The organism is Bacillus sp. UNCCL81, assembly GCF_900112535.1.
GTDB lineage: Bacteria > Bacillota > Bacilli > Bacillales > Bacillaceae_G > Gottfriedia > Gottfriedia luciferensis_B.
Genome location: NZ_FOMF01000002.1, coordinates 785,909 through 799,448, shown reverse-complemented (window position 1 = coordinate 799,448; position 13,540 = coordinate 785,909). Strand labels below are relative to the sequence as shown.

Annotated in this window: 15 protein-coding genes; all 15 read left to right on the top strand. The window is 32.5% G+C overall.

The window, feature by feature from the left end:
- Positions 1-95: 95 nt before the first annotated feature.
- On the top strand, positions 96-959 hold the full coding sequence (locus tag BM319_RS03925; RefSeq protein WP_025569010.1) for an AraC family transcriptional regulator: 864 nt from the start codon (positions 96-98) through the stop codon (positions 957-959).
- A gap of 76 nt (positions 960-1,035) precedes the next feature.
- Positions 1,036-2,112 carry a Gfo/Idh/MocA family protein gene (locus BM319_RS03920; RefSeq protein WP_025569011.1) on the top strand — a complete coding sequence of 359 codons (1,077 nt, stop codon included), beginning with the start codon at positions 1,036-1,038 and terminating at the stop codon, positions 2,110-2,112.
- Between the two features lie 21 nt (positions 2,113-2,133).
- The gene (locus BM319_RS03915) at positions 2,134-2,880 is read left to right on the top strand and encodes a sugar phosphate isomerase/epimerase family protein (RefSeq protein ID WP_025569012.1); all 747 of its coding nucleotides are present in this window, start codon (positions 2,134-2,136) and stop codon (positions 2,878-2,880) included.
- 43 nt (positions 2,881-2,923) lie between these two features.
- Positions 2,924-3,640, top strand: coding sequence for a ThuA domain-containing protein (locus tag BM319_RS03910; protein WP_029715355.1), 717 nt, complete (start codon positions 2,924-2,926; stop codon positions 3,638-3,640).
- Positions 3,641-3,664: 24 nt separating this feature from the next.
- Positions 3,665-4,633, top strand: a complete 969-nt coding sequence (locus tag BM319_RS03905; protein WP_029715356.1) for a sugar phosphate isomerase/epimerase family protein — start codon at positions 3,665-3,667, stop codon at positions 4,631-4,633.
- A 40-nt stretch (positions 4,634-4,673) separates the two neighbouring features.
- Positions 4,674-5,702: a Gfo/Idh/MocA family protein gene (locus BM319_RS03900; RefSeq protein ID WP_091021366.1), complete on the top strand. Its 1,029-nt coding sequence runs from the start codon at positions 4,674-4,676 to the stop codon at positions 5,700-5,702.
- 558 nt (positions 5,703-6,260) lie between these two features.
- On the top strand, positions 6,261-7,106 hold the full coding sequence (locus BM319_RS03895) for a protein-glutamine gamma-glutamyltransferase (protein WP_025569015.1): 846 nt from the start codon (positions 6,261-6,263) through the stop codon (positions 7,104-7,106).
- A 380-nt stretch (positions 7,107-7,486) separates the two neighbouring features.
- On the top strand, positions 7,487-8,443 hold the full coding sequence (locus BM319_RS03890; protein WP_029715357.1) for a LacI family DNA-binding transcriptional regulator: 957 nt from the start codon (positions 7,487-7,489) through the stop codon (positions 8,441-8,443).
- A gap of 280 nt (positions 8,444-8,723) precedes the next feature.
- Positions 8,724-9,341: a pyroglutamyl-peptidase I gene (locus BM319_RS03885; RefSeq protein ID WP_353615537.1), complete on the top strand. Its 618-nt coding sequence runs from the start codon at positions 8,724-8,726 to the stop codon at positions 9,339-9,341.
- On the top strand, positions 9,334-10,077 hold the full coding sequence (pxpB, locus tag BM319_RS03880; RefSeq protein ID WP_091021364.1) for a 5-oxoprolinase subunit PxpB: 744 nt from the start codon (positions 9,334-9,336) through the stop codon (positions 10,075-10,077). Before BM319_RS03885 ends, pxpB begins: the two co-directional genes overlap by 8 nt.
- Positions 10,064-10,822 carry a 5-oxoprolinase subunit PxpA gene (locus tag BM319_RS03875; RefSeq protein ID WP_091021363.1) on the top strand — a complete coding sequence of 253 codons (759 nt, stop codon included), beginning with the start codon at positions 10,064-10,066 and terminating at the stop codon, positions 10,820-10,822. Before pxpB ends, BM319_RS03875 begins: the two co-directional genes overlap by 14 nt.
- Before the next feature lie 4 nt (positions 10,823-10,826).
- A complete protein-coding gene (locus tag BM319_RS03870; RefSeq protein ID WP_091021362.1) occupies positions 10,827-11,771 on the top strand; it encodes a 5-oxoprolinase subunit C family protein in 945 nt (314 codons plus the stop codon).
- A 2-nt stretch (positions 11,772-11,773) separates the two neighbouring features.
- A complete protein-coding gene (locus BM319_RS03865) occupies positions 11,774-12,277 on the top strand; it encodes an ankyrin repeat domain-containing protein (RefSeq protein WP_049813563.1) in 504 nt (167 codons plus the stop codon).
- An 83-nt stretch (positions 12,278-12,360) separates the two neighbouring features.
- Positions 12,361-13,077 (top strand): pseudouridine synthase, encoded by a 717-nt coding sequence (locus tag BM319_RS03860; protein WP_091021361.1) that lies wholly within the window; start codon positions 12,361-12,363, stop codon positions 13,075-13,077.
- The gene (locus BM319_RS03855) at positions 13,061-13,501 is read left to right on the top strand and encodes a YaiI/YqxD family protein (protein ID WP_025569195.1); all 441 of its coding nucleotides are present in this window, start codon (positions 13,061-13,063) and stop codon (positions 13,499-13,501) included. Before BM319_RS03860 ends, BM319_RS03855 begins: the two co-directional genes overlap by 17 nt.
- Positions 13,502-13,540 lie beyond the last annotated feature (39 nt).

The window sequence follows — 13,540 nt, the reverse complement described above, 5'->3', positions numbered from 1 at the left end:
TTCTGACTTTAAAATGGGAATTCTATGAAAAAATCTATATTTAATGTTAATGTAAAATACATACATAATAAAAATAGTTGTAAGGGGGGATAAGAATGAGCGCCACTCTTGAAGTGAGGAGACTAGATCGGAATTTTCCATTTTGTTTATTTTCAAATGATGGATTGACGTTAGTTGGTCATCATTGGCATAAACTCGTAGAAATCATTTATGTACAGAAAGGCGTTTTAAAGATTGGTGTAAATGATGAGTTACTTCATTTAGAAGAAGGCGAATTTTATATCATTAATAGTGGTGATATTCATTATTTTTTATCTTCACCAAATAGTATGAGATTGGTCGTGCAATTTGATTTTACTATTTTCGAAGATGTACAGTTTTTGAAAAAAAATAATATGGAACTAATCGAATTGTTTAATTGTATTCAAAAATCTAGTGTTTTTTGGAATGAAGAAGTTAAACAGAAAATGATTACCTATTTAGAAGAACTTGAATGTGAATATATCGGCAAAAAAGAAGGATATGAATTGGCGATAAGAGCTAGATTATATGATATTTTACTTCTAGTTTATCGGGACCTACCTCATACAGAAAATAATAAACTAAACTATCCAAATAGGAAGGCTAGTTTATTAAAACTAGAAAAAATATTTCATTTTATAGAAGAGAATTATATGAATGATATTACATTAAATGATGTTGCGAATTATATCGGCTTTACCAATTCATATTTTGCAAAGTTTTTTAAAAAATACACTGGTTCTACATTTTGTCATTTTTTAAATCAATACAGAATAACGAAGGCTCAATGGTATTTATTTAATGAAGATTTACCAATTACAGAAATTGCTTATAATGTTGGATTCATTAATGTGAAAACGTTTAACAGATTATTTAAAAACGAAGTTGGTTTATCTCCAACCCAATATAAAAAAAAGACAATATTTGAGAAGTTTTAGGCAAGGTGTAAGGAAGACTCAAATGAATTATTTCTATAAACTGGAAATGTAAATAACATTTCCGGAGGTTTTTATAATGAAATTAAAAGTAGGAATAATCGGTTGTGGCGGTATAGCAAATGGTAAACATATGCCAAGCTTAGCAGTATTAGATCATGTAGAAATGGTAGCTTTTTGTGACATTATTGAAGAACGTGCTATTAAAGCGAAGGCACAATTTGGTGTAGAGGAAGCAAAGACATATACAGATTACAAGGAATTATTAGCAGATGAATCGATAGATGTCATTCACGTTTGTACACCAAATAAATCTCATTCATTTATTACAATTGATTCTTTAGAAGCTGGTAAACACGTTATGTGTGAAAAGCCTATGGCAAAAACTTCAGCAGAAGCAAAAGCGATGGTAGAAGCGTCTAAACGTACAGGAAAAAAATTAACGATTGGCTATCAAAATCGTTTTCGAAACGATTCACAATATTTAAGTGAAGTTTGTAAAAATAATGAACTAGGTGAAATTTATTTTGCAAAAGCTCATGCGATAAGAAGAAGAGCGGTACCTACTTGGGGTGTATTTTTAAACGAAGAAGAGCAAGGTGGCGGACCACTGATTGATATTGGTACTCATGCTTTGGATTTAACGTTATGGCTGATGGATAATTATAAACCTAAATTTGTAGTTGGAAACGTTTACCACGAATTATCTCATAAAGAAAACGCTGCAAATGCTTTTGGTCCATGGGATCCAAAGGAATTTAAAGTAGAAGATTCTGCATTTGGTTTTATAACGATGGAAAATGGTGCAACCGTTATCCTAGAATCGAGCTGGGCTTTAAACACTCTTGAAATAGGTGAAGCTCAAACTACACTTTGTGGTACTGAAGGTGGAGCTGATATGAGAGATGGTCTCCGAATTAATGGAGAAGCATATGGGCGACTTTACGATAAAAAAATTGATATCAACACTGGCGGCGTAGCTTTTTATGAAGGCGCAACCGATTCCGCTGAAGTATTAGAAGCGAGACAATGGATTGATAGTATCATTAATGATACAGAGCCAATTGTTAAACCTGAGCAAGCATTAGTTGTAACTCAAATTTTAGAGGCAATCTACGAATCTTCAAAATCAAAGAAACCGGTATATTTTAACTAATTAGTATAGGAGATGAAATATATGACACTACCAATTGCCCTACAATTATGGAGTGTAAAAGAGGACGCAGCAATCGACTTTTTCGGTACTTTAGAAAAAGTAGCGAAAATGGGTTATGACGGAGTAGAGTTCGCGGGATACTATGGTAAAAATGCTTCGGAAATAAAAGCTGTTTTAAACAAACTAGGATTAAAGATAGCAGGAGCCCATGTAAGTGCAGATCAAATTATTCATTATATTGATGACGTAATAGCTTTCGAAAAAGAATTAGGAAACAAATATGTTGTATGTCCTTGGGCCAATTTTACTAGTTTAGAAGAATGGAAAGAATTTGCGGAACATTTACAACAATCTGGAAACCGATTAGCTGAAGCGGGAATATCGTTAGTTTATCATAATCATGCTCATGAATTAGTCAGATTAGAAAGCGAATATATACTAGATATTTTATTAAACTCAGTTCCAACAAATCTCTTAAAAGCAGAGTTAGATACTTATTGGTTAGAATTTGCTGGTGTAGATGCGGTTGAATATATGAGTAAGTATAAAGGAAGAACTCCATTAATTCACCTGAAAGATATGGCACCATCCAAAGAGGAAAGTACTGAAGTTGGAAATGGAATTATGAATATAAAAGGAATTGTACAACAAGCAAAACTAAATTCAGCTGAATGGTTAATTGTTGAGCAAGAAGCGTTTACGAAACCACAATTAGAAAGTGTTGAAATTGGATTGAATAATTTAAAAAGGATTTTAGCTGAAGCTTAAAACGCTATTAAAATATGTAAAAAAATAGAGATGGGTGAGACATATGGTAAAAGTTACGATTTGGAATGAAAATCGACACGAACAAATTAATCCAGTTGTAAAAAGCATTTATCCAAGCGGAATACACTCAACCATTGCAACGTTCTTAAATGAAGCAGGGTATGATACTACGACAGCTACATTAGAGCAACCTGATCATGGATTGACCAGTGAAGTGCTAGAAAATACTGATGTATTAATTTGGTGGGGACATATTGCTCATAATGATGTGGAAGATCAAATTGTTCAAAAAGTTTATGAAAAAGTATTGCAAGGTATGGGATTAATTGTCTTACATTCTGGGCATTTTTCTAAGATTTTTAAAAAATTAATGGGGACTAGCTGCGATTTAAAATGGCGTGAAGCAGCTGAAACGGAAAGACTTTGGGTTGTCGATCCGAGTCATCCGATAGTAGATGGTATTGGCGAATATATTGAAATTGACAAAGAAGAAATGTATGGCGAACATTTTGATATTCCTACTCCAGATGAGCTAGTGTTAGTAAGTTGGTTTAAAGGTGGAGAGGTATTTAGAAGTGGCTGTACATTTAAAAGAGGGAATGGAAAAATCTTCTATTTCAGACCAGGACATGAAACTTATCCAACTTATCATCATAAAGAAGTTCAAAAAATTATCATTAATGCAGTAAATTGGGCGAATAAATCAAAAAGAAATTATCCTTCATATGGACATAAAGAGGCCATAGAGGCATTAACGTAAATCATAGATTGGAGCGAGAAATCGATGAAATTAGGAGTATTCACAGTATTATTTGCGGATCAATCATTTGAAGAAATGCTTGATAAAGTTGCAGATTCGGGATTAAAGGCTGTTGAGATTGGTACAGGTTGTTATCCTGGAAATTCCCATTGTCCGTTAGACCGTTTAATAGAAAGTGAGCAAGTAAGAAGAGAATATATTGAAAAAGTTGAAAAACGAGGATTAACGATTAGTGCTTTTAGTTGTCATGGTAATCCATTATCACCTGATAAAGAGTTTGCAAAGGAATCTCATGATGTACTTGCTAAAACGATTAAACTGGCTTCGCTATTAAGTGTACCAGTTGTCAATTGTTTTTCTGGAACAAGTGGTGACCATGAAGAAGCAAAATACCCAAGTTGGCCAGTAACTGCTTGGCCAAATGAGTATAGAGATGTACTAAATTGGCAATGGGAAGAAAAGTTAATTCCTTATTGGAAAGAAATGGGCAAATTTGCGGAGGATCATCAAGTGAAAATTGGACTAGAACTACATGGTGGCTTTTTAGTTCATACTCCATATACATTATTAAAGTTACGTAAAGAAACTAGTAATGCAATCGGTGCTAACTTAGATCCTAGTCATCTTTGGTGGCAAGGGATTGATCCAGTAGCAGCGATTAAAATACTTGGAAAAGAAAATGCGATTCATCATTTCCATGCAAAAGATACGTATATCGACCAAGATAATGTAAATATGTATGGTTTAACTGATATGCAACCTTATGGTGAAGTTCAAACTAGAGCTTGGACATTCCGCTCAGTAGGCTGTGGACATAGTTTGAAAGATTGGTCTGATATGATGAGCGCACTACGTACTTTTGGATATGATTATGTTGTTAGTATTGAACATGAAGACCCAATCATGTCGATTGAAGAAGGTTTTTCACGTGCTGTAAAAAACTTACATTCCGTATTGATAAACGAAGAGCCATCACAAATGTGGTGGACTTAATAAAAAATAGGTAACCAATCCAAAAAAAGTTGGTGAAAAAATGGAAAAATTAAGAGTTGCGATTATTGGTTGTGGAAATATATTTTTAATGCATGCACAACCTGCTTTCATAAGAGAAAATGTAGAATTGGTAGCGGTTTGTGATATTAAAGAAAAGCGAGCAAAAGAGAAAGCTGAACAATTCAAATGTACTTATTATACAAATTATCTAGAGCTTTTTGAGAAAGAAAATTTAGATGTTATCCATATTTGCTTACCGCATTATTTACATGCGCCGGTTGCAATTGAAGCTGCAAAGCGAAAAATCCATGTCCTTACTGAAAAGCCAATGTCTATTCATTATTCTGATGCACAAGAAATGGTAGAAACAGCAAAAAATAATGGAGTAACATTAGGTGTCATTTTTCAAAATAGGTATAATCCAGGATCAGTTTTAATTAAAGAAATGTTACAAAATGGTACGCTAGGAAAAATAAAATCTGGAAAACTATCAGTAACTTGGGACCGTTCTGACGCGTACTATTTAACTAGTGATTGGAAAGGGACTTGGGAAAAAGAAGGTGGCGGGGTAGTCATTGACCAAGCGATTCATACGATGGATTTAATGCGATGGTTCGTTGATGATGAGATTGAATATGTCGACGCGACAATTAGTAATAGAGCACATGAAATGATTGAAGTTGAAGATTGTGCAGAAGGTGTTATTAAGTATAGAAGTGGTGTAGTCACTGCCTTCCATACAATAAACTATTATTCTTATGATGCACCAGTTACGATTGAGCTGCATTGTGAAAATGGGCTTGCTAAAATGGTTGCTGACCGTGGAGTAGTCTCTTTAAAAGATGGAAGAGAGTTCGTTGCTGATAACAATCCAAATGAAACCTTTGATTATGGCAATGGCGCGAAGGGGTATTGGGGCGTTAGTCATGTAAAACAGATTAATAATTTTTATGAATCATTGAACGATCATTCTCAGTTACATATAACTGGTGAAGAAGCAATGAAAACTCAAAAGATGATTTGTGCAATCTATGAATCAGGTAAGAAAAAAGAGAGGATTTATTTATAAATAAATCGATTATTTTATCCCCAATAATTTAATAATTAAACTTATAAAAAAGTAAATGACGTAGAGGGTTATGCTACATGTCGTTTACTTTTTTTATTTTTTCACTGTATTCAATGACTAATTGACTAAATTGAATTATAGATCGTAAACAAATGAAGTCCATTATTTAGGAAATGATTTAGATGTAAAAATATCACAATTAATGCAGTTAGCAACGAAGAATCTTTTTATTTCAATAAAAATTTCATTTACCGAATTGAGTATATTTAGAATTACTACAAGAAAAACAAGCTTAGTAACATACTAAGAAAGAAATTAAATCGTTATAAAGCTTAAATGGACAGCGAGTTAAGTTGTCAAGTAACCGTTTTGTTTAATTTTCTTCATAAATTTTAATTATTTATTATTTAGGTTCTTTTCGTTAAGATTTTTGTATTCATGCTAATTAAAAAAGAACCACTAGGAAAGGTCCTTCGACGAATATACACTTAAAAACGATGATTGAATATGATGGGTATACATGGAAAACTAATACTTGATGTTGAAAAGAGGTATATTATGAATCGTTTTTCGGGATTGCCCACTCAACAAATTGACTCGGGTTCGTCTGACAGTAGTGTAAAAAAGATCATTCAACAGATGAATGAAGAACCGACTTTATTTGGATTTCGATCTGTTGAAGAGTATGAGGGGATGTTGCGAAATAACATAATTTTAAGTGCAAGAGCTATGTTTCAAAATAGAATCAGGTTTGCAGTATTTGAAAAATCTTATTGTAATCCAATGTACTGGCAATTAATGGGAACTGGCGGATTCCTATTGAGGAGAGGCGTAAGACCTTCTGACGCAATTAATGATATTTTCATTAATAGTTCATATTATGCGTTTGAATGTGCAACGGCAATGGTCATCATTTATTACCATGCGGTCCTAAATCTAATTGGTGAAAACTTATTTAATCAAATTTTTCAAAACATCTATTTATACGGCTGGCATACTGATTCTGACTTAGGTATAGGTGCCCAGTATTCTAACCGAATTTTACCTGGAGATATCGTATATTTTAATAATCCAGAATTTAATCCACTCACCCCTGAGTGGAGAGGGGAAAATGCGGTAGTTCTAGGTGATGGTACTTATTTTGGACATGGATTAGGAATATTAACAGCCGAACAAATGATTTTTGCCCTGAATAAAATGAGATGGCCAGGAGCATTTCGGTCAGCCTACCTGACTAATTCAGTTACAAGACCAAACTTTAAAAATTTGGCGGCATTATCGAATTGGCAACGAGATCATTCAAATAATAAGCATAGGAATATAGTAATCCATCATAATGAAAGTTCGATTTCATTTGATCATTATATGTATTTGTTAAACTACTTTACGAATCACTTTATGTGATGTTCAATTGTAATAAATATTACTTAAAACTATAAAAAACCAAAGTGAGGTTCTGGCAGAGTGTTTTTATTTGCTAAACCTCACTCTTTTTATAATATTTCCATTAGTTTATGCCCTAATATTCCCAATAACTTTATTACTACTTAATTTTACCATTGATGTAAAAGTGGGCAATTGAAGGTTAAATACTTCAGTGCTCACTTTTTATAAGAAAAATAACATTTCTCATTTAGGTACAAAGAGGGAAAAAAAGTAGAAAAATTTCACTTAATTTTGATAATATTAATCTAAGTTTTATATTTCATCTACATTTAATCTTAACGTAATTAAAAAAAATAGAAAAAATGGCTTTTTGGTATACATAGAATGGAGGATATGGGATGGCGGGAATAAAAGATATTGCCAAAGAAGCTGGAGTTTCCATTTCAACGGTGTCATATGCATTGAATGGTAGTCCAAAAGTAACAGAAGAAACTCGTAGCAGAATCATGAAGATTGCAAATAGATTAGGTTACGTTCCTAATGCTGCGGCAAGGATGTTAAAGGTTAAAGAAACAAAAATTATTGGGGTATTCTTAGCTGATTATGGAGGTTATTTTTACGGACCACTTTTAAGAGGAATGAGACAAGCTTTAAACGATAAAGGATATGAATTAATTGCTTGTTCTGGAGTGCAATCCCATCGACTTTTACTAGAAAAAGTAATTGATGGTGGAATCATATTAGATCAGGCTTTTTCAGATGAAGAACTTTTAGACTATGCAGAAAAAAATTATAAAATGGTAGTGATGGATCGAGAATTACAGCACAATAATATTAAAGGCGTTCTATTAAATAATAATGGTGGAGCTAAGTTAGCGATTAAAGAACTTCTTAAAAATGATGTAAAAAAAGTATATGCGGTAACAGGGCCAGAAGGATCATACGATTCAAGTAAACGTATGGAAGGTGTTAGAGAGGAGGTAGCAAATTATCCTGAAATTGAGTTAATTGAAATCGGTGGAAATTTCATGAAGGATTCAGGAGAATTAGCAGCACAACAAATCTTTTCAAAATATAATGAGCCAAGTTCAATTTTCTGTTTAAATGATGAAATGGCAATTGGGATCTATAACTATCTACAAAATACAGATTATAAAGTAGGGAAAGATGTCTATATTGTAGGTTTTGATAATATTGAATTATCACAATATGTATCTCCAAGATTAAGTACAGTATCTTATTCTACATTTGATTGGGGTTCAATAGCGGCTAAAAATTTATTGAAACTCATATCTAACGAAGTTGTTGAGAATGAGAAAATTGAAGTTTCATTAACTGTTGGTGGATCTTCTTAAGTAAATAATTATATCAGAAACTTAAGTTTTTCTTAAAGTGACTTACATTTCTCTTAAAAAGAGATGTTTAAGTTTCTTTTTTTATGTCTAATAACGAAAATTTCACATACCGTAATAGGACGAACAAAACGAAAAAAAACAGTTTTTAAGAGTAAAATTGAACAAATGACTTAAATAAAAAAGAACATATCTTGGAATTCAACCTCTTTTACTAATATGACAGGAAATTTTACTGGCTTTGTCGAAATATTGTACTATATAAATTCTACCAAAGGACTGAGTGCTTTTGAACACATTATTGTTAACTGGTTTTGAACCTTTTTTGAACTTTTCAATTAATCCTACAGAAGAAATTGTGAAAGAGTTAAATAATCAAGAGGTTGGAGGGTTTCAAATAATTGGGGCAGTTTTAGCTGTTGATTTCAGAACAGCGGGTAATGAGTTAATAAAATTGTTTCATACGTATAACCCATCGGCGGTTATCTCATTAGGATTAGCAGGTGGTCGATTTAAAATAACGCCAGAACGGATCGCCATAAATTGCAATGATGGTGCAGCGGATAATAAAGGTAATAAATATGCAGGGGCTAAAATTGATCCAGAAGGCCCGGATGGACTATTTACAACACTTCCAATTCAAAAGATTGTTAATGAATTAAACAATCACAAATTTCCAGCTGAAATATCCAATTCTGCAGGTACTTATTTGTGTAATAACGTGATGTATCAAATGCTTAATGAATTAAATAAAGTTAATAAGCAAATTCCGAGTGGCTTTATTCATATCCCAGCTTCACATGAAATGGCCGTAATTGATCAGAAATTGCCAAGTTGGTCACAAACTGATTTGACGAACGCTATTAAGCTTGCAATCGAAGTGATTGATCTAAATGACTAGCACCAAATTGGATATATGTCCAGTAGGTTGCTCTGGCTTAGTATGTTATTTAGGTGATTCCATTTCAATGGAAACAAATAAATTAGTACATGCTTTTTCAGAATATCTAAAAACTAAATTATTGACTAAAATAACAGCAGTTGTACCATCTTATCATTCCATTACGATTTTTTATGATTCAATTAACTTTTCATACAAGGAAATATACCAAGAAATAAAAGGTCATTTTAATCGTTATACTAGTTCGAAAATTAACAGAGAACATACAATTTATAAAATTCCAATTTGTTTTAGTTCCACGTTTGGGACAGAACTTCCAAAAGTAGCAGAGCATAATAAACTAAAAACTGAAGAGGTAATTCGACTTTATCTAGAAAAAATGTATCCCATTTATATGATTGGTTTTATACCCGGGTTTCCATATCTTGGCGGGTTAAATCCTAAACTAGCAACTCCTAGGCTAACAAAACCAAAAACAGTTTTAAAGGGTTCGGTTGGGATTGCTGGAAATCAAACAGGGATTTATCCATTTGAATCTCCTGGGGGATGGAATATTATTGGACGTACGCCAATTTCAATATTTTCAACGAAAAATAATGGCACAGAAAACTTTAAACCTGGAGATCTAGTGAAATTTTTTGAGATTAATATCGAAGGATTTAATGAGATTGAACAACTAGTGAAAGAGGACAACTATTCAATTAAAAAGGAAGTGCGTTTTATTGATTCACATTGATTTAAACTGTGATTTAGGTGAAAGTTTTGGAAATTACAAAATAAATGATGAACAAATTATGCCACATATTACTTCTGCTAATATCGCTTGCGGATTTCATGCAGGAGATCCGTTTGTAATTTATGAAACAGTAAAATTAGCAAAGCAATATAATCTATCAATTGGAGCGCATCCAAGTTTTCCAGATTTACTTGGTTTTGGTAGAAGAGAAATGAACTTCAGTGAAGAAGAAATATATAAATTAGTTCTCTATCAGATTGGTGCACTCTATTCGGTTTGCAAAGTAAACCAAGTTGAACTACGTCATTTAAAACCTCATGGTGCACTTTATAATATGGCAGCTACTAATCTGAAACTTGCTTTAGCGATTACAAAAGCAATGAAAAGCTTCGATCCTTCATTAGTCTTATTTGGACTTGCAAATAGCAAATTAATTGAAGCTGCAATCGAAATGAATATTCCTTTTTCTTCAGAAGTATTTGTAGATCGAGCGTATGGTGATGATGGTCTATTAGTCCCTCGTAATCAATTAAATTCGGTTCATAATAATAAGAAAGATGCCATTAATCAAGCACTTCAAATTGTAACAACTAAAACCGTATCGACAATTTCCGGTAAAGATATTCCAATTCAAGCTGATACCATTTGTATACATAGTGATTCTGACATTTCAATTAAATTAGCGATGGAATTACGTAAGGTATTTAGTGAAAATAATATATTTGTTAAGTCTATAGGAGCGTAATACTTTGAAAGAGCTTTTTGAAGTTTTACAAAGAGGTGTATCTATTTCAATTCAAGATAATGGTAGGAATGGATTTAGACATTTAGGGATACCTGTATCTGGTGCGATGGACAAGCTAGCTTATCAAATTGGAAATCTATTATTAGGAAATAAATTTAATGCATCTAGTATCGAAATTGCGATTGGTGGTACAGTCTTAAAAGCATTAAATCAGTGCTCAATCGTCATTACAGGCGGAGATTTGAAACCCACAATTAACGGTAAATTCGTTGACATGTATAAAATAATCGACATAGAAAAAGGAGAGATATTGACTTTTAACGGGGGAAATAATAGTGTTTACTCATATATTTCGGTACCCGCCGGAATTACAAGTGAATGTCACTTCGAAAGTCAGTCCTCGTATGAGCCTGCTTCTCTTGGATTAATTGTTAAGAAAGGTACAATAATTTATGGTTCAAGCACTACATATAAACTAGTAAAAAATGGACTAAAGCATGAGTATATACCAATCTATCATAAGCATAATTTGGTTCATTTTATAAAAAGTAGTCATTTTGAAAAAATACATCACCAGATAAAAACACAAATTTTATCTGAACCTCTTACAGTTGGTATCTTTAATAGAATGGGAATGTATTTAAATTCAAAAAATGCTAATTTAGAACAGTTTGACTCAAATATTTTATCAGAAGGCACTACTTTTGGAACGATTCAAATCCTACCATCTGGTGAACCAATTATCTTACTAGCAGACTCACAAACTACAGGTGGATATGCCACATTAGGTACAGTAATTTATTCAGACCTTTGGAAACTTGTACAAATGCAACAAGGAAATACAATTCAATTAATACCAGTAGATTTAGATGAGGCGAGACTTTTAAATAAAAGGCTTCATTTATTTTTAAATTATTTACAAATTGAATGTAGAAATAAGGAGAGATAAAGATGGAAAATTTACTTGCAAAGTTATTTGATGCTACGGAAAAAGGCGAAAATGAAATTGTAATTGAAATAATAAGTAACCAGCCGAATTTGATTCATGAAGAAAATGAACATGGGCTAACATTACTTGGAATCGCAGCACATTACGGTCAATATGAAGTTGTAAAAACTTTAGTAAAAAATGGTGCTCAGATCAATGAGCTTTCTCACTCAAAGCTTTCATTCATTCCACAAAACACGGCTCTCCATGCAGCTATTGCTGGTGCTAAGTCAATTGAAGTGATCGATTTTCTTTTAACTAATGGAGCAAATCCTAATATTAGCGACAGTGAAGGCCACACTCCTTTACATATCGCAGCATTTGAAGGAAACACTTCTATAGCTGAACGTTTGTTAAAAAACGGTGCTGAAATTAAAACGAATAATTCTGGTAAAACACCAATTGAAATTGCTGAAGAACGTGGTAATTCAGATTTTATCAATTTTCTAAAAGAAGTAACTTTATAAATAATTCGTAGTGTTGTGATGACTGTTCTGTCACAACACTTTTTGTTATGATAAAGGAAAGACTAGTAAAAGAGGAATAAGATTTGAGAATTAATGTTTATATTAGTGCATCAGGGTATTGTTCTAGAAGGGCAGCAGAACGATTGGTAGCTGCGGGACAGGTTAAAATTAACGGACTAACTGCTGAAAAAAACAGCATAGTAGAAGAAAACGATGTTGTACAAGTAAATGATGAAGCTATTTACTTAACGAGTGAAAAAGACTATATTATCCTAAATAAACCAGTAGGAATTACTTGTACAGGATTACAAACCGTAAAAGGGAATATAATTGATTTTGTTAATTATCCGAAGAGGATTTTTCCAATAGGTAGATTAGATAAAGATTCTGAAGGATTAATCATCCTTACAAACGACGGACCTATTGCACATAAAATTTTACATAGTGAACATGGACATGAAAAAGAGTATATTGTTACAGTCGATCAGCCGATTAATGTAGATTTTATTAATGGCATGTCAAATGGTGTACTAATCGGAAATGTTTTAACTAAAAAATGTAAAGTTGAAAAAATAGATGAATTTACATTCCGTATTATTTTAACGCAGGGCTTAAATCGTCAAATTCGGAAAATGGCAAAAAGTTTTGGATTTAAAGTGATTAAATTAAAGAGAATTCGAATTATGAATATCCATATGGAAAATCTAGAAATAGGTAAATGGAGAAAATTAACAGATAACGAACTATTTATTTTAAAAGAACAATTGAAAGAGGAAGAATCAAATGAAAATTTTAATTGATGCAGATGGCTGTCCAGTAGTTTCAGAAACAATTAAAATCGCAGCAGAATTTAAAATAAACGTTCTTTTATTATGTGATACTGCTCATATAATGCAAAGAGAAGGCGCTGAAACGATAGTAGTTTCCCAAGGTGCGGATGCAGTTGATTTTGCATTAGTAAATCGAGTTGTAAGTGGAGATCTCGTAATTACCCAAGACTATGGTCTTGCTGCTATGGTTTTATCAAAGCAAGCTTATGTATTAAATCAAAACGGCTTTCAATATACAAATGAAAATATTGATTCACTATTACATACTCGATATGTTTCAAAGAAAATTCGAAATGCGGGTGGACGAGTGAAGGGACCAAAAAAACGTCAAAAGCTTGATAATGCAAATTTCGAAAACGGCTTAAGAAAATTACTTTCTTCAATTTCTTTATAGTAAAATAGAGTTGTACAAATAAAATAAAAAAGGAGGCAA

Coding starts and splice junctions, on each gene's coding strand:
- BM319_RS03920 (WP_025569011.1), top strand. CDS start 1,036: ATGAAATTAAAAGTAGGAATAATCGGTTGTGGCGGTATAGCAAATGGT.
- BM319_RS03910 (WP_029715355.1), top strand. CDS start 2,924: ATGGTAAAAGTTACGATTTGGAATGAAAATCGACACGAACAAATTAAT.
- BM319_RS03865 (WP_049813563.1), top strand. CDS start 11,774: ATGGAAAATTTACTTGCAAAGTTATTTGATGCTACGGAAAAAGGCGAA.
- BM319_RS03905 (WP_029715356.1), top strand. CDS start 3,665: ATGAAATTAGGAGTATTCACAGTATTATTTGCGGATCAATCATTTGAA.
- pxpB (WP_091021364.1), top strand. CDS start 9,334: ATGACTAGCACCAAATTGGATATATGTCCAGTAGGTTGCTCTGGCTTA.
- BM319_RS03855 (WP_025569195.1), top strand. CDS start 13,061: ATGAAAATTTTAATTGATGCAGATGGCTGTCCAGTAGTTTCAGAAACA.
- BM319_RS03895 (WP_025569015.1), top strand. CDS start 6,261: ATGAATCGTTTTTCGGGATTGCCCACTCAACAAATTGACTCGGGTTCG.
- BM319_RS03900 (WP_091021366.1), top strand. CDS start 4,674: ATGGAAAAATTAAGAGTTGCGATTATTGGTTGTGGAAATATATTTTTA.
- BM319_RS03915 (WP_025569012.1), top strand. CDS start 2,134: ATGACACTACCAATTGCCCTACAATTATGGAGTGTAAAAGAGGACGCA.
- BM319_RS03925 (WP_025569010.1), top strand. CDS start 96: ATGAGCGCCACTCTTGAAGTGAGGAGACTAGATCGGAATTTTCCATTT.
- BM319_RS03890 (WP_029715357.1), top strand. CDS start 7,487: ATGGCGGGAATAAAAGATATTGCCAAAGAAGCTGGAGTTTCCATTTCA.